The sequence below is a fragment of the Pseudomonas haemolytica genome (assembly GCF_009659625.1).
In the GTDB taxonomy this organism is placed as follows: domain Bacteria; phylum Pseudomonadota; class Gammaproteobacteria; order Pseudomonadales; family Pseudomonadaceae; genus Aquipseudomonas; species Aquipseudomonas haemolytica.
The window spans coordinates 506,899-523,994 of the sequence record NZ_VOIW01000006.1 but is presented as its reverse complement, the minus strand read 5'-3'; the positions used below and the strand labels follow the sequence as shown (position 1 = coordinate 523,994).

The following is a 17,096-nucleotide window of genomic DNA, read 5'->3' as shown; positions in this document are numbered from 1 at the left end:
GGCATCACGCGTGATGCTCGCCCAGCAACTCGCTGCGCAGTTGTACCTTCAGCTCATGCAGGTGCGGGGACAGGGGGTCCCTTGGGTGGGGCAGGCCCACCGTGATTTCCCGCCGAATCTTCCCGGGGTGCGCCTGCATCACAATCACCCGGTCCCCCAGGTAAAGCGCCTCTTCGATGTCATGGGTCACCATGATGACCGTGCAACGTTGCTGAGCCCAGATGCGTTGCAGTTCCTGTTGCAGATACACCCGGGTCAAGGCATCCAGGGCGCCCAGCGGCTCATCCAGCAACAGTACTTTGGGTGTGTTGATCAGCGCACGAGCGATGGCCGCGCGCTGGGCCATGCCGCCTGACAGCTGATGAGGGTAGGCGTCGGCAAAGCCTTGGAGGTTGACCTTGGCGATGTGTTCGTCCACACGTTGTTGCTTGGCCTGGGGGCTCAGGCGGTGGTTTTTAAGGGCCAGGGCGATGTTCTGGCTGACGGTCATCCACGGGAACAGACGGTGGTCCTGGAACACGATGCCACGGTCCAGGCTGGTGCCGAGCACGGGTTGACCGTCGAGCAGGATCTGGCCCTGATAGTCGTTGTCCAGCCCGAGGATCAGTCGCAGCAACGTGGATTTGCCGCACCCGCTGGGGCCGACGACGCTGACGAACTCCCCTGGTGCGACCTTGAGGTCAATCCCGTCCAGCACCGCGAGGCGCTGGCCCTTGAGGCTGTAGTTCTTGCTCAGCCCTCTGATCTCAAGAGCGCCGGGAAAGGTGTGTGGGGTAAGAGAAACCATGTCCGGTGCGATTGCAGTCATTTCCAGGCCTTTCAAAGTCAGGGGCGCCAGCGCAGCAGATAGCGGCTCAGGCGGGTGAATAACAAGCTCATGCCGTAGCCCAGGGCGGCGATGCTGATCACGCACAACAGGATGATCTCCATGCGCGCACCGGCTTCGGCATTCATCATCAGGTTACCCAGCCCTGGGCCGGCAGACAGGAACAGCTCGCTGCCCACCGCCGTGACCCAGGCGAAAGCAATCGCTTGCAGCACGCCGGTACACACACTCGGCATCGCTGAGGGCAGCAGCACCAGGACGAAGCGCTGGCGGCGTGTGAGGACCAGGGCCTGGGCCACTTCCAGGTGGCGGGCGTCGACCTGGCGCAAGCCTTCAAAGGTGTTGAGCGCCATTGGGTAGCTGGCGGCCAAGGCAATGATCAGTACCTTGGAGCTTTCGCCATTGCCGAACCACAGCGCGATCAGCGGGATCCAGGCAAGCATCGGTACTTGGCGCAAGCTATGGAACAGCGGGGCGATCAAGCGTTCGCCCCAGGCTGACAGGGCCATGGAGGCGCCCAGCGCCGTACCGGCAGCCACACCGAACATCAGGCCCTGGCTGGTGCGCAACAGGCTGGCGAGCAGGTTGGTCAGCAGTTCGCCATTGCCGATGATTTCCAGCAATCCGGCGCCGATCTGTGCCAACGGCACCACCGCATAGGCACCGCTGGCACCGCGACTGGAAGCCCAGTCCCAGGCCGCCAGTAACAGCAGGGGCAACACCCAGCCACGGGCATAGTTGAACCCTGACTTCATGACGCCACCCCTGGCGGCTGCCAGCGCTGCAAGTGGCGTTCAAGACGGCGCAAGGACCAGTCCAGGGCGAAGCCGACGATGCCGGTGACCACGATGCCGACCATCACCACGTCGATGCGCAGCATCTGCCGCGCCATCTCGATCATCTGGCCCAGGCCGCTGTCGGCTGCCAGCAGCTCGGCAGCGATCAGCACCACCCAGGCGCGGGTCAGGCCGATGCGCAGGCCGGTGACGATCTGCGGCGTCACCGCCGGCAGCGCGACCTCTTTGACCAGGCTCAGCCAGGGCAGGCGATACACCGCCGCCACCTCGAAATAGCTGCGGGGAATGCCCTTGATGCCTTGGCTGGTGGCCAGCGCGAGGGGAAAAAAGGCAGCCTCGGCGACGATGACGATCTTGAACACTTCATCGATGCCGAACACCAGCACCAGCAACGGGATCAGCGCCAGGCTGGGGATCTGTCGCAGGCTGTGGAACAGCGGCCCGCAATAAGCTTCCACGGTCTTCGACAAGCCCATCAGCAAGCCGAACAGCAATCCGCTGGCGGCGCCGATACTCAAGCCCCAGCCCAGGCGGGTGAGGCTGGTGAGTAAGTGTTCCAGCAGCTCGCCATTGCCCAGCAACAGCTCGAAGGTGCGCCACACCTGCAAGGGGGGCACCAGCAGTTGCCGAGGGAACACCCCGGCTGCGGCGACGCCGGCCCATAGCGCGAGCAATGCCAACGGCGAAATAAGCCAAGAGAGCCTGGACGCAAGCGCCGGCAGTGAGAGGTTGGGCATGCAAATACTCTTGTCAGTCTGCTGGCTGCGAATCTTGCAGCTTGTATGCCAAGCCTCGAGGCCCGGCAAACACGGGTGGGTGAGGGGTACCGCGCTGCTGCGCGTGCAGCGCGTTGCTGGAGCACTGCTGCCAGGGCAGCAATCAGGCCGGGACTGGCAGTTGGCGACGTGCCGAAGAGGACGTCTTCATGGGCGGCTCAGAACTTCGCCGTGACGGTGACACCTGCCGTGCGTGGGTCACCAAACGCGGCCCAGTACGGCGCGCTGCCGCGATTGAGGGACAAGCCATGGGTCTGGTAGTGCTTGTCGGTGAGGTTGTTGACGAAGCCGGTGATGTTGTATTTCTCATCGGCCGTGGTGTAGCTCAAGTGCGCATTGCTGACGGTGTAACCGCCCTGGTTGAGCCAGGTCCACTGCGACTGCTGGTAGGCCGAGATGAAGTACTCCTTGCTTTGGTAACGCAGGTCGCCGCCCAGCACCAGGGAGCCGGGAATGTCCAGCGCGAAGCGGTAGTCGGCACCTAGCGCATAGGTGTGGCGCGGCGCGCGGATAAAGCTGTTGCCTTTCCACAAGTCGCCGGTGAACTCACTGCTGAACAGCGATGCGGCCAATTGCAGGTGCAGGTTGTCGGTGGCCTGGGCTTCCAGTTCGAACTCCGCACCACGGGCCTTGCCCTCGGCGCCGTTGGTCAGCAACGACACCAGGCTGCCGCTGGTGGTGGTCGTGGTGGCGCTGACCTGCATGTCCTTGTAGTCGTAGTAGAAGACGTTGGCGTTGGCGTGCACACGGCCGTTGAGCCACTCGGACTTGAGCCCCAGCTCATAGGAGTTGAGGGTCTCCGGCTGTACCGTACTCAACTGCTCCAGGCTGCTGGACAGCCCGGTGTTGAACGCGCCAGAGCGGAAACCCTTGGCGTAGCGTGCGTACACCCGCAGGTTATCGTTGATACGGTATTCCGGGGTCAGGTCGTAGGTCACCGCACTCCAGGTCTTGTTGCGGCGGGCGTTGCCGTTGGTGGTGATGCCTGCGCCCGTCACGTCCACCGGGTTTTGCAGGGAGCCGGCGTCCCACCAGTCGCCACTGAAGTTGCTGCCGGTGGTTTGCACCAGGTCCAGGTCGATGTCTTTTTTCTCACGGGTCCAGCGCAGACCGCCAGTCACGGTGAACTGGTCGGTGAAGTCGTAGGCGAGGTTGCCGAACAGCGCGTAGCTGGTGTTCTTGTGATCGAACGAGGTACCGGTGTAGCTCGCTTCTGAAGCGCCGGCATCCGGCAGCGCCGAGGTGGCGCCGGCGCTTTGCAGGTCTTCGTGGAAGACATGCGTGCCGAGGATCCAGCGCAGGGTTTCGCTGGTGGGGGAGGCGATACGGAATTCCTGGGAGTACTGGCGCCAGCGGTTGTTGGTATAGCTGCGACCGCTTTCTACAGGAGACAGGTCATCGTCGCCGATAGCCCGTTGTTTGGTTTCGTCGTAGGCACTGATCGATGTCAGGCGGTAGTCGCCCAAATCGTAGTTGAGGGTCAGGGACGTGCCGGCGTGTTCGATCTTCGATTTATTGTCGACGTTGCTGTCGATGTAGCGTCGATCCGGGTTACTGCGGCTATAGCCGCCCAGCCACGGGAACCGACCCACCGGTAACAGGCCCGCCGCGGTGCCGCGGGCCTGGCTGTCATGCAGGCTCCACAGCGCGGTGAGGTCGGGGTTGAACTTGGCGAGGAACTGCAGGCGTACGGCTTTGTTGTCGACGCGGTCGTAATCCTTGTCGTCGTAGACGTTCTTGATAAAACCGTCGCGCTCCTTGGAGTACAACGACACGCGTGCAGCCAGGCGGTCTTCCACCAGGGTGCCGCCGAGTGCGCCATTGACGATCTTCTCGTTCTTGCTGCCGTAGCCGAGGGTCGCGTAGCCGTCGTTTTCGAAGGTCGGCTTTTTGGTCAGGATATTCACCGCGCCGCCAGTGGTGTTCTTTCCGTACAACGTGCCTTGTGGTCCGCGCAGGATTTCGATGCGGTCCAGGTCGAACAGCGGGTCACCACCGGCCAGCGGCGCGTTGAGGTAGACGTCGTCGACATACACACCCACCGGGAACACGGTGGCGGCGCCTTGATCGCCGGTGCCGACGCCGCGAATGTACCAGCGTGGTCGCGCATCGCCGTCGGGGTTGTTGGCCTGGGCGTTAGGCACAAACTGGATGGCTTTGCCGATGTAGTCGGTACCGGTCTGGCCAAGGCTTTCCCCTGACACTGCACTGACGGCGTTGGCGATGTCCTGCACACTTTCTTCGCGGCGTTGGGCGGTGACCGTCACCGATTTCAACGTCGGTGCCGTGTCCTGTTCTGCGGCGGGTGTTTGTTCCTGCGCCAGTGCAGGCAGGCTATGCCACGTGCCCGCCAAGGCCGTGGCCAGCCAGATGCTGCGGGTAATCCTGTTAGTGCTGTGCATAACCCCTCCGAAAGTAATTTACCTGTCACTTTTCGGTCTGCTTAAGTTGTCTTTTAAATGCGCTGCAAACCTTGAAAGTAACTCTGTATAGCAGGGGGTATGCCAAGTTACTGGTGTGATCTAAAGCCTTGTTTTAATTGGATTATTTTTTTTGATTTTGGCGTGAGTTACTGAGTCGGCCGAAAGGAGTGCTGCCCCAGCAGCAGCGCGTCAGCAAGGGCTGTTTTAATTTCCGACAAGCGCGTTTAGTCAGGCAAAAAAAAGGCCGGTAAACCGGCCGAGAATGCATGCAGTGCAGCTAGATCGACAATTTTGACGTGGCCCCCAGCACGCTTTCCAATACGCTGAAATCAATCCAGTCACGCACATCGAAACGCCGTGGAATGAACTGCCAGCGCTGCAGGAAATCGGTGAAGTCCTGCAGTGCCAGGATCGACTGTTCATCGAGCATGGTGCGTAAACGTCGATGGGCATCTTCGCCGTAGGCGGTGGCGACCCAGTACTCGCTGGTGTTGAGTTCGCGGGCGAGGAACTGACGGGTTTTTTCGGGGTTGGCCCAGGCCCATTGCTCCGCGCGCAACACGCAATCGACGATGGTTTTTGCCGCGTCGAAATGATGCTCCAACAAGTGCCGGTCTACGGTGAGGGTACGGGGTGTACCGTTATTGGAGCGGATCATCGGGTCGGGGTGGGAGCCGGTGTCGATGACGATGTGCAGGCCGAACTCATCGGCCAATTGCACGGCGTGGGCGCCCTTGAGAAAGATCGCATCAATGTCCCCGCGCAGCAGGCCGATCAATTCATTGTTGCGTCGCTGGGTGCGATTGAAGCCGAACGACACCTGGGCGCCGTGGACGTGGCGTACTTGTTCGTCGCTGTAGGTGCCGCCATAGGGGTAGTCCACCAGGTCCACATCGCTGACGCTCATGCCTTCGAGCTTCAGTGCATTCTCCAGGCCACGCAGGGCCTGGGCACGGGTGAAATCGATTTGCACATTGGCCCACTTGGGGATGCCAAAACGGCGGTGTTTGAGGTCGCGGACGGTTTTGACCCCGCTTTCGACCGTAGTCAGGATCAGTTGTACTTCGTCGCTCCACGACAGTCCCAGCAGGCGTGTGTCGCTGCAGTTGGCATAGGCCCAGATCGCCGGGATGTTGCCGCCATGGCGGACCGAATTGGGCAGGTGATGGTCGAAGTGCGCTTCGCGAATATCCCGTTCACTGGACTCGCGCAGCGCCTGGATATTCGTGCCCGTTGGCAGGAACGCTTCGGCCAGGCGTCCGGATTCCACGGCAATGCCCAGCCCGGTCGGGACGGGGCTGTGGGTGTACCAGAGGGTGTCGAGAGGTGTTTGGCTCATGGTCATCCTTGTTCAGCGCGAAGGGCGGTCTTGCACCAGTGGCAACACTTCCTGGCCAATGCGCAAGGCTTCTTCCAGGTGTGGGTTGCTGGCGAGGATAAAGGTCGAGAAGCCCGCGTCACGGTATTCGACCAGGCGTTCGGCGACATTCTCGTGGCTGCCCACCAGGCCCACGGTCGGGCCGGGCTTGGCCTTGGCGAAGCCGGCCCACAGGTTGGGGCCGATGATCAGGTCTTCGAAACGATCGACATTCTGGTGATAGGCCGTCTGGCGTGCAGCCCCCACCGAATCGGAGCCACCGACGAAGGCCTTGGCCTCGCTGCTGCCGCGATTACCCACGGCATCGAATTGACGACGTAGATCGCGCCAGGCGGCTTCTTCGGTTTCCCGGGCGAACAGGTCGACCCGCAGGCCGAAGCGCACTTCGCGGCCCTGCTGGGCCGCGCGTTCACGCACGCGCTCCATGTGTGGCTTGAGGGTGTCCAGGGGCTCGGCCCAGTTCAGGTACACATCGGCGTGCTTGGCGGCCACATCCAGGGCCGGCTCGGAGAAACCGGAAAAATAGATGCCGGGCTTGCGCTCATCGCGCAGGCCGGGGGGCAGGGAGCCGTTCTCCAACTGGTAGACCTGGCCTTCATAGGAGAACTGCTCGTGCTCCCACATGCCCTGGATGATGTCGAGGAATTCCCCGGTGCGGCGGTAGCGCTGGTCATGGTCGAGGAAGTCACCCTGGGCACGCTGGCTGGCAGGGTTGCCACCCGTGATGATGTTCCAGTCCAGGCGGCCGTGGCTCAAGTGCTGAAGGATGGCAGCCTGTTGCGCGGCATAGGCGGGAAGCGTCCAGGTGGCCTGGAAGGCAACCAGAAAGCGGATGCGTCGGGTCTCCCGGGCCAGGGCCGCGGCGACGATCCACGGCTCGGGGCCGGTGGGCAACAGTGCGCCTTCAAAGCCGGCCAACTCGGCGGCTTTGGCCACTTGGGCGATGTAATCGATGTAGGTAAAACCGTCAGGCTGACCGTTGGGTCGATGGCCGGGCGCGATATGCCCTGGGCTTGAATTGAAGCTGCCGCGATTGTGCAGGTCTGTACTCAATTGCTGGCCGTCGGTGCCCAAGGGCAGCCGCCAGAAAAACTCCGTGCTCATGCAGACTCCGAAACGAAATGGAAATAGCGTGGCTGTTAAAGCCTGATAGCAACGCTCATGCCATGCCCGGGCATTGGCGTAATCACGCGCCCGATCCTGATGCTCGCCGGGCGAGGTGCTGCTGTGGCAGCAGTCGGTCAGCAGGGGCTGCTGGAGATTCAACAGTCACCGCCCGCTACAGGCCGCAGAGCCTGGCCTGACGGCGGTGGCACAACTCGTGCTCTGGCTTTGCAGGTGACTATTTCTGAGCATGGAGTTGAATAAATTGAGCCAGATTGCCTCGTTGAGTGAAGCCGTACTGCAACAAGTCGAACAGACCAAGCGCGACACCGCGAAGATCTTCAGGGTCTTGAAAGAGACCCGCACGCTGACCGCGACCAATACCTTCCAGGCCCATGTTCGTGTGACTGGCACTGATCTGCTGATTGTCGTGGCCACCCCTGGGCCCTGGGATGATGACCAGGGTATCCGCGCCGTGGTCGCCAGTTATGACGGCGTGGTGCATCTGGATGAGTTCCTGCCCGTGGGCGCGCCACTGAGTGAAAGCCGCCAGGGTGGCGGTGGCCGGCGCTACGCAGCGGTGTTTCGCGAAGCACCCCAGGTCAATGTGGTGATCCATGTGCACACGCCGTACCTGGGTGGCTGGGCCGCCGCGCACAGGGTGTTCCCGCTCAACTATGCAGCGGCGCAGCGCGTGACGCTCGCTCGCGAACTACCGGTGTATATCGACCGGCGTCAACCGGAGTCGAGGTTCATTCTCGATGCGCTCGCCGCCGACCCTCATGTGCCTGCGGTGCTGGAAGCCAATGGTGGCGCGACGTTCTTTGGGCCGCGCCTGTTGCAATCGGCGCAGTGGATCCTGCTGTTTGAAGAGGGGGCTTACTTCCAGGCCTTGGGGGAAAACCTGGGTGGCGTGCAGCCGTTCGGCGAAGGTGTGCTGGAGCAGCAGTGGCGCATGACGGGATTGTGGGAGGAAGGGCGCAAGCTGATTCAGCACCAGCGTGCCCCGTCTTGAATACAGCGTGCGCCTTCTGACCTGTTCAGGGCCGCGCCATGGTATCGGGTGGTACAGGTTTGGTCAGGCCGATGGCTTTGCTTTGGACAAACGCATCGTCATAGTTGATACGACGAGGGTCGTGATTCCCACTTTCTATTCTTCAGCCAGGTGCTGATGGCTTCAACGAGCTCTGTCTTGCATTCCACCGGCAGCCAATGCCCGCCGGACAGGCTCGTCACGGTGAGGTCTGTGCAGGCTTCACGCATGGGGTCGCCCAACGGGTTGCCCTTGATAGTATTCATCGGGTCGTAATCGCCGTTCACAAACAATACGGGCAATGATATGCGGCCGCCATTGGGCGCTCGGTGGGCATACTCGATGTTGGCATCGTCGTTGAGATACCACGCGCAGGGGGCGAGGAAACCATGGGCCTCGAAACTATGCACCAGTGCAGCGAAGTCCGCTTGCGGCCAGAGCGCGAGGTCGGGTTGGGTAGGTGGGGCACGGTGCGCTTGGCCGAACCGCCCCCCTTTGCGGGTCACTTGAGCATTTGATGCAACCTTGCCGATGCTCGCCGGGTCGCCTCGTCGATAGATCGACGCCAGCGACGCGGCTTTATCCGCATCCAGATCAGCGACGGCGGACGCAAAGTGCGTGTTGTAGTAGCGGTAATAGTCCCATTGACCGTCTGGATACTGATCCACCGGATAGATCGTTCGGTCAACCAGCGGGACGAGCGTCGGCAGTGCGTTCGTGGAGGGGAAGTACGGGACCGAAATCAACACGACGCCGCGGCTGCGCTGAGGTTCATGAGCGACCAATTCACCCGCCACCACGCTGCCCCAATCGTGGCCCACCCAGATGGCGGGCATTGCACCGAGATGGTCATGAAGTTCTGCCATGTCGGCCACGATGTTTTCAAGGGTGTACGCATTGGTGAGGGCTGGTGCAGAAGAGCCACCATAGCCGCGCATGTCGGGTGCGACGCAATGCCAGCCTTCGGCAGCGAACGCTTCTAGCTGTGCGCGCCAGATCAGGCTCAGCTGCGGCCAGCCGTGCAGGAACATCATCAATGGCCCCTCGGCAGGTCCCATCTCTACATAATGCGTGGTATGGCGTGGCGTGCAGAAGACACGCGAGGTCAACTCGGAAGTGGACACAGTAGCTCTCCATTCTACGCCGGCCGATAAACGCCAGGCGCCAACACTATACTGAGCGGTACGTTGGGTCGTTTGTTCCCGTTTGATAATGCCTTCACGTCCTACGGGCGCGACGTTCCGCGATAGCTCAAGCCACCCAACGCATGACCTTCTCCATGTGACCGGTGTGTTCATCCCGTTGTTCATTGAGTACCACAAAGCCTTGCTGCTCATAGAAACGAATGCTGGGCGTATTCGCGCAATACACGCTCAACTGTAGAGCTGTCTTGCCCGCCTTCGCGTCCGCGAGCAACTGCGTGCCGATGCCGCGCCCTTGATGCTCAGGTGATACGAACAGTGCCGCAATGGTATCTGCGTGGACGGAGCAGAAACCGACGGGTATCGCGTCTGCCTCGAACACTCGTGTCATGGCGCTGGGCAGGTATACCTCGCGCATGGCGTCCAGTTGTTCATGCCAGAAGGTGGGGGCTATGAAGTGATGGGCCTGGATTGATGCTTGCAACCATATGTCCAGTACAGCGTCCAGGTCTGCGTTTTGAAAGTCACGAATCATGAGGTCTCAACGATTGAGTTATGAGCGAGGCATTGTGCCATAGCGGGCTCTGCGCAACTGGCTGGCTAAGCCTGGGCCAGGCGTCCTGTGCGCGACCAGCCCACGACCACTGCGCCAATCAGCAAGTTTCTGCCTTATTGGTTTTGGTGACGCGTGCGGATCACTCGCAGCGTGGTCAAAACGGCAAGTACCGGTGCGAAGGCGAACACGCCAAACAGCCAGCCAGCTGCGTTTGCCATGCCAGGGATACCACCGGGCTCCGTAAGCCCGGCAAGATTTGCCACCATTCCCGCCAGTGCAGCGCCGAGCGCGGTGGCGAACAACTGCACAGTGGTAATCGACGACGCCGCCAGGGCTTGCTCACCCGCCGGGGCGACCTGAAGGATACGGGTCAGCAAATGAGGCCAGGCCAGGCCCACGCCCAGCCCGATGGCGACGAGCGCAAGGCAGATCGGCGCGAGCGTCAGCCAGCCACCGGCGCTTTCGGTTCGAATCAACACCGCAAGCGCCAGCATGCCAGCCAAGCCAAGGAACGGGCCGGCGAGTAAGGCGCGGCGGATGCCTTTGTCGTTTGCCCCGGCACTGGCGATAGACCCCAGCGTCCATCCGGCCGCCATGAGTGCTGCGAGATAGCCGGCGATGAGCGGCGATTGGTGGTGGAGCTCCTGGAGGAACAGCGGCACGAAAATCTCGCCACTGGTCACGGCCAGGGCAAGCAGCGACAGGGTTGCATACAGCGCGCCCAAGGGTGATGTGAGCCTGAATGCTCCGGCCGGCAGCAGCCTATGGCGGGCACGGCTGTGCGTGGCGATCAGCAGCGTAGTCAGAAGGGTGGCGGCGCCAAGTCCGGCGATGTTCCAGAAGAAAGTTGGCGAGACGCTGCCGGCTGAAACGGCGAGCACCGTCGATGTCAGCAACACCAGTTGGGCAATGGGCAGGGGTGAGCGCGCCGACTGCTCAGCACTGCGCTTGGGTAGCACGACCATTGCCAACAGGGCGAACAAAGCGGCCACGGGGATCAGCGACCAAAAAGCCGCTCGCCAGACGCCGTGTTCAGCAAAGAGGCCACCCACCGCAGGGCCGATCAGGGTTGCCACGCCCCACATGCCCGAAACCAGCGCCATTGCCCTTGGCCACAAGGCTTGCGTGAATACCAGTCGGATCATGGCGTAGGAGAGGGCGAACAGAAAACCGCCGCCCAGCCCCTGTACCAACCGCCCGACCAGCATCACAGGCATTGACGGCGCGAACGCACAAATCAGCGCGCCGCAGGCAAACACCAGCGAAGCAATGGCGTACGCACCGCGCGGCCCTGCGCTGACTAACAGCCTGGCCGAGAGCGCCGAACCGAGGATGGAGGCTGCGACGAACAGCGTGGTGTTCCAGGCGTAGTAGTCGATGCCACCGATGTCCCTGACCACTGACGGCAGGATCGTGGTCGCGATGTAGACGTTGATCGCATGCAGCACCACCCCCCCTGCCAGCGCAAGGGAGCGCACACCATTTGCACCCGACAGCATGGCTTGCCAGCCGCTACTGTCAGGGCTGCCACCCGGTGCCGGGACGGATCGCGGGCGTTGATCAACTGAGGCTTGTTGCTTACTCATGTCGGCTCCATGTCGAGATTCCACACGCAGTTGCGCGTGAGGCTTGCAGCGGCAAACCGACATCCCTTATAAAACCTCATGTAAACATGAGGTCAAGAGAAAGGATGAATTCATGATCAATGTACAGCTGCCGCTCTCGGTGGGTGAGTTGGCCCGCAGATGCGGCGTCACGGTCGCAACTGTGCACTTTTACGAGGCTAAAGGCCTTATTCAAGGCCAGCGGAGTGCGGGTAACCAGCGTCGCTACACTCGGGAAGTGCTGCGCAGGATTGCCGTGATCAAGGTCGCGCAGCGCGCAGGTATCCCTTTGGCGACCATCAAGGCTGCGCTGGATGAGCTTCCGTCCGGGCGCCCGCTAACGGCAAAAGACTGGGCACACCTCTCCACCGTTTGGCGGGATATGCTCAGTGAACGGATTTACAGTCTTATCCGGCTACGCGATCAGCTTGACGGCTGTATCGGCTGCGGGTGTCTTTCCATGGACGAATGCCCACTGCGCAATTCCGGTGATCATTTGAGCAAGCTCGGCACGGGTGCCGTTTTGCTCGAGGAAGGTAACCTGTGATCGAGAGAAGAGTATTAATACCAGGGAGGGGAATTCTTTAGTGAACCAGGATGATTCATACGATTTGATTATAGTGGGCGCCGGAATTCATGGCGCATCCCTAGCCTATTACAGTGCCCAGGCAGGGCAACGCGTGTTACTGATTGAGGAGTCGCGACCGGCCAGCGGCGCAAGCGGCCACGCATTCGGCTGGATCAATGCCAGTGCATTGAGCGGCCCTGTCCAGCAGTTTGCGCAAAGTGTGATAGATGATTACAGGCACCTCCAGGCAGAGTTGCCGTCGTTCCCGTTGCGTTGGAGTGGGGAGTTGACCTATGGGGTCTGCCCGGAAAACCACGAGGTGCCAGAGGCAGGCCTGAACCTTTCTGCCCTGCAACCCGTGACCATTTCGCAGGATGAAATCAGGGCGCTTGAGCCCAATCTTGCCCACCCGCCCAGTCGAGCCCGCTATACCCGGGCTGCAGGGATAACCGCGCCGAGCGAAGCCATTGAATGCCTGATTCAAGCCGCCAAAGGCTTTGGTGCCAGTGTGGTCTGTGATTGCGCAGTCAACGCGCTGCTGGTTGAAAATGGGCAGGTGGTTGGTGTCAGTACGCAGGCGGGCAATAGGTATGCAAGTAACACAGTACTGGCTGCCGGCTTGGGAACCCTTGATCTCCTGGCTCGTCATGGCATGCACCTGCCCATTCGGCCATCCCCTGCGATTCTGATCCAGTTTGACGTGGCGCACGATTTTCTTAATGGCATTGTTTCGAACGCTGAAATGGAAGCCCGTCAGGCCGGAGCGCGCACGTTGATCGCGGCCGAAGACTACATCGACGATACGCAAGAAAATGGCCCATCGGCGATTGCGCTCAGGGCCCTTGACGCCATTCGTGGGCAATTGAACGGGGCGCACTCCATAGCGCTGCGGTCCGTGGCGGTAGGGTGGCGACCGATACCCGCCGACCGCCTTCCTATCGTCGGGCCAATGAGTGAGTACGGCGGGCTTCATATCATGAGTGCCCATCCAGGATTGACCCTGGCGCCCACCCTGGCGCGACTCTTGAGCCAGGAGCTGATAACCCGCATTGCTACGCCGTTGCTGAGTCAGTTTCGGCCAGCGCGCTTTCATGTGTGAGCGCTACCCGCCAGCGCAAAAGCGCGGGGAGACGTTGGCATCGAGCAAGGCGATGAAGCTGGCTATCAGCGGTGATTCGTTGTGGCGGTTCCAGTTCAGATACAGGCCGATGGCCGGGTTGGGCGCATCGGTCACCCTGGCGATCCGGCGAAACACAACCTTGTCGCGCATGCCTGAATGGGCAATCGACTCCGGTACCAGGGCGACACCGAAGCCACAGCCTACCAAGCCGACCAGGGTGTGGAGCTGCGCGGCCTCCTGCACCACCTTTGGGTAAAAACCGGCGGCTTCACACAAGGCGATCAACTGGCTGTGGTAACCGGTGCCCAGGGCATGAGGGGTGAATACGAAGTCCTCCCCGGCGAAGTCCCTCAAGTCGAGCGGGCCATCCTTGGCCCTGGGGTGATGGGCAGGCAGCGCCAGGACGATCTCTTCATCCAGCAGCAGGCGTGTCTCGACGTTCTGCGCCGCCACCGGCAACTTGCGCATGAGGGCAATATCCGTTTCCCCCGCCACAAGGGCCTTGGCCTGGCTGGAGGAAGGCATTTCCTTGATGATCAATTGGACCTTGGGAAAGGTCTCGCGAAACTGGCGCAGGCTACTGAGCAGCGATTCGTAATAGGCGATCGACACCGCGGTCACCGTCAGTGTGCCGGCGATACCTTCGGATACCTGGCGTGCGTGTTCGATGCCCAGCTCCAGCTCGCTGAGGGTGCGATAGGCTGCATGCTGAAATGCAGCGCCGGCCGGGGTCAGCGTGACTGCGCGTTTGTTGCGGGTAAACAGGCTGAATCCCAGCTTGTCTTCCAGGCGATGGATAGCTTGGCTCAGTGGCGGCTGGGCCATGTGCAAGCGAAGGGCCGCCTTGTGAAAGTGCAACTCTTCAGCCACGGCGATGAATTGGCGCAGCAGGCGGGTTTCGATCATTTCTTCTGTTCCTTCATTTGAATTGATCAGTGTGCTGGTCAGGCCATTGATATGCGCCAGGTATCAACGTGCGCCGCCGTTAGTATTAAACAACGTAAAGGCACCTCGTTAAGGTGGGAGGGCACTCAAGAGGAAACAGCCAATGAACTTTACAGGAAAAACCGCCGTTATAACCGGAGCTGGCCGAGGCTTGGGTTTCAGTTACGCACAAGCGTTGGCCAAGCTGGGCGCCAATGTGGTGATCAGTGATATCGGCGCGGATAACCTGGGTGCTGGAGGCGATAGCTCCATTGCCATGGACGCTGCACACACCCTCAGCAGCAAGGGGTACAACGTGGTCGGGCATCACGGTGACCTGTCCACCGAACAGGGTTGCCAGCAATTGGTAGCGAAGGCCATCCAGACGTATGGCCAACTCGATATCTTGATTCACAACGCCGGTTGGGTCGGCTACCAGCCCATTGAAGAGGCCGATGCAACCTTCATCAACCGCGCGGTGGATATCAATATCTATGCGCCCGTGTGGTTATGCAAACATGCCTGGAAGTACCTCAAGCACTCTACTGCCGCCCGGGTGGTGCTGACGACCTCTGACCGTGCGATGTACGCGCACTATGCACAACCGGGCCTGGTGGCGTATGCCGCTGGCAAGATGGCGCAACTGGGCATCATGAATGCATTGAGCATGGAGGGCGGCCCGGTGGGCATCCTGGTCAATGCCGTATCGCCGGTGGCCAAGACGCGCATGTGGGGCGTGACCGGCGAACCGGAAAACCTCAAGCCCGAATGGGTGACGCCTGGGGTTGTCTTTCTGGCGTCGCAGCAATGCCGGGACAGCGGTTATGTACTGCGCGCCAGCAACGGCCAGTTTACGGCGACGCGGTTTGTCGAAAACCCAGGTGTTGACTACCCGGTCGATCTGGCCCGGGTAAAAGCCGCCACTGCCGAGCAGGTTGCCCAGCTTTGGGACCACATCAAGGAGCGTTGAACACGCCTGCCCAAGAGGTTCTCCGTGTTTTTCGGCCTGCCAGGCTGATGCAACCTCGGCAGACTGCTTGTATGCTTGCGCCCCGGAACATGTGCCCGCGGTGAGTGCTGGCGCTTGCACGATGGCTGGATCGGAAACCGGACTGCCTTAAGGGACTGACGTGAAGCGTGATATCCGCCTTGTGATGCTGTTGCTGTTGGTGATTGGCTGTTCCCTGACCTCGCTGACCATCTGGAAAGTCCTGTCTTCCCGTGACCGAGCGCTGGCAGAGGTGAACATTCATGGTTTGAACCTGACTCAGGCACTCACGACCTATACCGAAGGTATCGTCCGGCAAAGCTCGCTGTTGTTGCTCGGGTTGGTCGAGCGCCTGGAAACCGAAGGCAGTGGCCCGGCGCAAATCCAGCGCATTAGTGCGTTGATCGGTCGACAGCAGCCGCTGATGCCGCAACTCAGTGGCATCACCGTTTATGACCATCAGGGCCGCTGGTTGATGTCGTCCAATCGACCGATTCCGCAGGGTGCCAACAGCAGCGATCGCGCCTATTTCATTCATCATCGCGATGATCCGAGCCGTGAACCTTTCATCGGCCCGCCGATTCGCAGCCGTGCCAATCAGGAATGGGTGGTCACCGTCAGCCGCCGTTTCAATGACGCACAAGGTAAGTTCGCCGGTGTCGTCGCCGTCACGCTGGGGGTGGAAAACTTTCTGCGGGTGTTCGGCAAGCTCGATGTAGGCCAGGAAGGGGCGATCGGCTTGTCCTACGCCGACGGCACGTTGCTGGTGCGTTATCCCTTCCGTGAACAGGACATGGGCCGCAACTTTTCCAAGTCGCCTATCTATACCCAGTATCTCGTCGACCAAACGGTCGGCACCGCCGCGTACACCTCAAGCCTGGACGGTGTGGAGCGGCTCTATGCCTTCCGCAAAAGCGAGACCCTGCCACTGATCACCACCGTCGCGTTGGGCAAGCACGAAGCCCTCGCGGCGTGGCGTATCGAGGCGGCGCTGTCAGCGGTCGTGGTGGCGGGGCTGCTGGGGTTGACCGGGTTGATCGGCGGGTTCCTGATTCTAGATATCCGCCGACGTACTGCGGCGGAAGAGGCGTTGCGCGTCGCCCAGCAACAGTTGCTCGACTCCAATCGGCAATGGGCGCAATTGGCGAAGAAAGATGCGCTGACCGGCCTGGCAAACCGCCGCTGCTTCGACGAAACCCTGGCCCTTGAAGCGCGACGGGCGCAGCGCGAGGGTACGTCGCTGGCGTTGCTCATGATCGATATCGACCATTTCAAACGGTTCAACGATGCCTGTGGTCACGTCGCTGGAGATGCTTGCCTGCAAGCGGTCAGCACACTGTTGGAGACGAGTGTGCGGCAGCCGTCAGACCTGGTGGCGCGTTATGGCGGAGAGGAAATGGCGATCATCCTACCTGCCACTGACAATGAAGGCGCGGTGGTGGTCGCGCGGCGGATCCTCGAGCGTCTGCAGCACGAAAACATTCGGCATCCCAGCAGCCCGCTCGGTTACGTGAGTGTAAGTATCGGTATTGCGGCGGGCAGGGGCTCACGGCTGGAGCCGGCACTGGGTTTGATCGAGGCGGCCGATGCGGCGCTTTACCGTGCGAAGGCTGCCGGGCGCAATGGCTTTTCCCTGCAGCCCTCGGGAGTTGCTTCGGACGGCTGAAAACGGCCTGTACCGATGTGCTTGCCGGGTCGCCGTTCACATCCCAAGTGTTGGCATCGTGAGTTCGCCGCATTCCATGAGTTGGCCGGCTGAGACTTGTAGATGTTCTGTGGGTTTGGCCGCATAGCCAGCGATGAAGCCGACGCTGAGCAGCGTAAGGCATAGGGCGGCTTTAATCAGGATCATGGGAA

The 17,096-nt window shown here is 61.1% G+C and carries 15 protein-coding genes; 5 read left to right on the top strand and 10 right to left on the bottom strand.

Translation table 11 applies throughout. The features are described 5' to 3' along the window. Positions 1 to 4 precede the first annotated feature (4 nt). The 6 genes from FRT59_RS21360 to FRT59_RS21335 all read right to left on the bottom strand — a co-directional run bounded on the left by FRT59_RS21360 (position 5) and on the right by FRT59_RS21335 (position 7,304). Entirely contained in the window at positions 5 to 808 is an 804-nt protein-coding gene (locus FRT59_RS21360) for an ABC transporter ATP-binding protein (RefSeq protein ID WP_153872321.1), read from the bottom strand. A 17-nt stretch (positions 809 to 825) separates the two neighbouring features. Beyond that, on the bottom strand, positions 826 to 1,581 hold the full coding sequence (locus tag FRT59_RS21355; RefSeq protein WP_153872320.1) for an ABC transporter permease: 756 nt from the start codon (positions 1,579 to 1,581) through the stop codon (positions 826 to 828). Next, complete coding sequence (locus FRT59_RS21350; protein WP_153872319.1) at positions 1,578 to 2,360, bottom strand: ABC transporter permease; 783 nt, start codon at positions 2,358 to 2,360, stop codon at positions 1,578 to 1,580. The genes FRT59_RS21355 and FRT59_RS21350 overlap by 4 nt, the downstream gene beginning before the upstream one ends. A 197-nt stretch (positions 2,361 to 2,557) precedes the next feature. Further along, positions 2,558 to 4,801 (bottom strand): TonB-dependent receptor, encoded by a 2,244-nt coding sequence (locus FRT59_RS21345; protein ID WP_153872318.1) that lies wholly within the window; start codon positions 4,799 to 4,801, stop codon positions 2,558 to 2,560. Between the two features lie 298 nt (positions 4,802 to 5,099). Next, the gene (locus FRT59_RS21340) at positions 5,100 to 6,161 is read right to left on the bottom strand and encodes an ABC transporter substrate-binding protein (RefSeq protein WP_153872317.1); all 1,062 of its coding nucleotides are present in this window, start codon (positions 6,159 to 6,161) and stop codon (positions 5,100 to 5,102) included. Between the two features lie 12 nt (positions 6,162 to 6,173). Further along, positions 6,174 to 7,304, bottom strand: coding sequence for an LLM class flavin-dependent oxidoreductase (locus FRT59_RS21335; protein WP_153872316.1), 1,131 nt, complete (start codon positions 7,302 to 7,304; stop codon positions 6,174 to 6,176). A gap of 265 nt (positions 7,305 to 7,569) precedes the next feature. On the opposite strand from FRT59_RS21335, the gene FRT59_RS21330 reads away from it, so the two are divergent. Continuing rightward, positions 7,570 to 8,319, top strand: a complete 750-nt coding sequence (locus tag FRT59_RS21330) for a class II aldolase/adducin family protein (protein WP_198809721.1) — start codon at positions 7,570 to 7,572, stop codon at positions 8,317 to 8,319. Positions 8,320 to 8,417: 98 nt separating this feature from the next. Here FRT59_RS21330 and FRT59_RS21325 read toward each other — a convergent pair whose 3' ends face one another. The 3 genes from FRT59_RS21325 to FRT59_RS21315 form a co-directional block, all read right to left on the bottom strand. After that, positions 8,418 to 9,461 carry an alpha/beta fold hydrolase gene (locus FRT59_RS21325; protein ID WP_198809720.1) on the bottom strand — a complete coding sequence of 348 codons (1,044 nt, stop codon included), beginning with the start codon at positions 9,459 to 9,461 and terminating at the stop codon, positions 8,418 to 8,420. Between the two features lie 127 nt (positions 9,462 to 9,588). Continuing rightward, positions 9,589 to 10,014 (bottom strand): N-acetyltransferase, encoded by a 426-nt coding sequence (locus tag FRT59_RS21320; RefSeq protein WP_153872313.1) that lies wholly within the window; start codon positions 10,012 to 10,014, stop codon positions 9,589 to 9,591. A gap of 134 nt (positions 10,015 to 10,148) precedes the next feature. Then, positions 10,149 to 11,621: an MFS transporter gene (locus FRT59_RS21315; RefSeq protein ID WP_153872312.1), complete on the bottom strand. Its 1,473-nt coding sequence runs from the start codon at positions 11,619 to 11,621 to the stop codon at positions 10,149 to 10,151. Between the two features lie 112 nt (positions 11,622 to 11,733). On the opposite strand from FRT59_RS21315, the gene soxR reads away from it, so the two are divergent. Continuing rightward, positions 11,734 to 12,186: a redox-sensitive transcriptional activator SoxR gene (gene soxR, locus FRT59_RS21310; RefSeq protein ID WP_153872311.1), complete on the top strand. Its 453-nt coding sequence runs from the start codon at positions 11,734 to 11,736 to the stop codon at positions 12,184 to 12,186. 40 nt (positions 12,187 to 12,226) lie between these two features. Then, entirely contained in the window at positions 12,227 to 13,306 is a 1,080-nt protein-coding gene (locus FRT59_RS21305) for an NAD(P)/FAD-dependent oxidoreductase (RefSeq protein WP_198809719.1), read from the top strand. Between the two features lie 3 nt (positions 13,307 to 13,309). Here the strand turns inward: FRT59_RS21305 and FRT59_RS21300 are convergent, their stop codons facing one another. Beyond that, entirely contained in the window at positions 13,310 to 14,233 is a 924-nt protein-coding gene (locus FRT59_RS21300; protein ID WP_153872310.1) for a LysR family transcriptional regulator, read from the bottom strand. Positions 14,234 to 14,375: 142 nt separating this feature from the next. Here FRT59_RS21300 and FRT59_RS21295 point away from each other — a divergent pair, with 142 nt between their 5' ends. Further along, the gene (locus FRT59_RS21295) at positions 14,376 to 15,221 is read left to right on the top strand and encodes an SDR family NAD(P)-dependent oxidoreductase (RefSeq protein ID WP_153872309.1); all 846 of its coding nucleotides are present in this window, start codon (positions 14,376 to 14,378) and stop codon (positions 15,219 to 15,221) included. Between the two features lie 160 nt (positions 15,222 to 15,381). Next, positions 15,382 to 16,905: a sensor domain-containing diguanylate cyclase gene (locus tag FRT59_RS21290; RefSeq protein ID WP_198809718.1), complete on the top strand. Its 1,524-nt coding sequence runs from the start codon at positions 15,382 to 15,384 to the stop codon at positions 16,903 to 16,905. Positions 16,906 to 17,096 lie beyond the last annotated feature (191 nt).

Bases quoted from the DNA above. Each gene is read 5' to 3' on its own strand.
- FRT59_RS21300 (WP_153872310.1), bottom strand. From the start codon at position 14,233: ATGATCGAAACCCGCCTGCTGCGCCAATTCATCGCCGTGGCTGAAGAG.
- FRT59_RS21345 (WP_153872318.1), bottom strand. From the start codon at position 4,801: ATGCACAGCACTAACAGGATTACCCGCAGCATCTGGCTGGCCACGGCC.
- FRT59_RS21350 (WP_153872319.1), bottom strand. From the start codon at position 2,360: ATGCCCAACCTCTCACTGCCGGCGCTTGCGTCCAGGCTCTCTTGGCTT.
- FRT59_RS21295 (WP_153872309.1), top strand. From the start codon at position 14,376: ATGAACTTTACAGGAAAAACCGCCGTTATAACCGGAGCTGGCCGAGGC.
- FRT59_RS21320 (WP_153872313.1), bottom strand. From the start codon at position 10,014: ATGATTCGTGACTTTCAAAACGCAGACCTGGACGCTGTACTGGACATA.
- FRT59_RS21315 (WP_153872312.1), bottom strand. From the start codon at position 11,621: ATGAGTAAGCAACAAGCCTCAGTTGATCAACGCCCGCGATCCGTCCCG.
- FRT59_RS21335 (WP_153872316.1), bottom strand. From the start codon at position 7,304: ATGAGCACGGAGTTTTTCTGGCGGCTGCCCTTGGGCACCGACGGCCAG.
- FRT59_RS21340 (WP_153872317.1), bottom strand. From the start codon at position 6,161: ATGAGCCAAACACCTCTCGACACCCTCTGGTACACCCACAGCCCCGTC.
- soxR (WP_153872311.1), top strand. From the start codon at position 11,734: ATGATCAATGTACAGCTGCCGCTCTCGGTGGGTGAGTTGGCCCGCAGA.
- FRT59_RS21355 (WP_153872320.1), bottom strand. From the start codon at position 1,581: ATGAAGTCAGGGTTCAACTATGCCCGTGGCTGGGTGTTGCCCCTGCTG.
- FRT59_RS21360 (WP_153872321.1), bottom strand. From the start codon at position 808: ATGACTGCAATCGCACCGGACATGGTTTCTCTTACCCCACACACCTTT.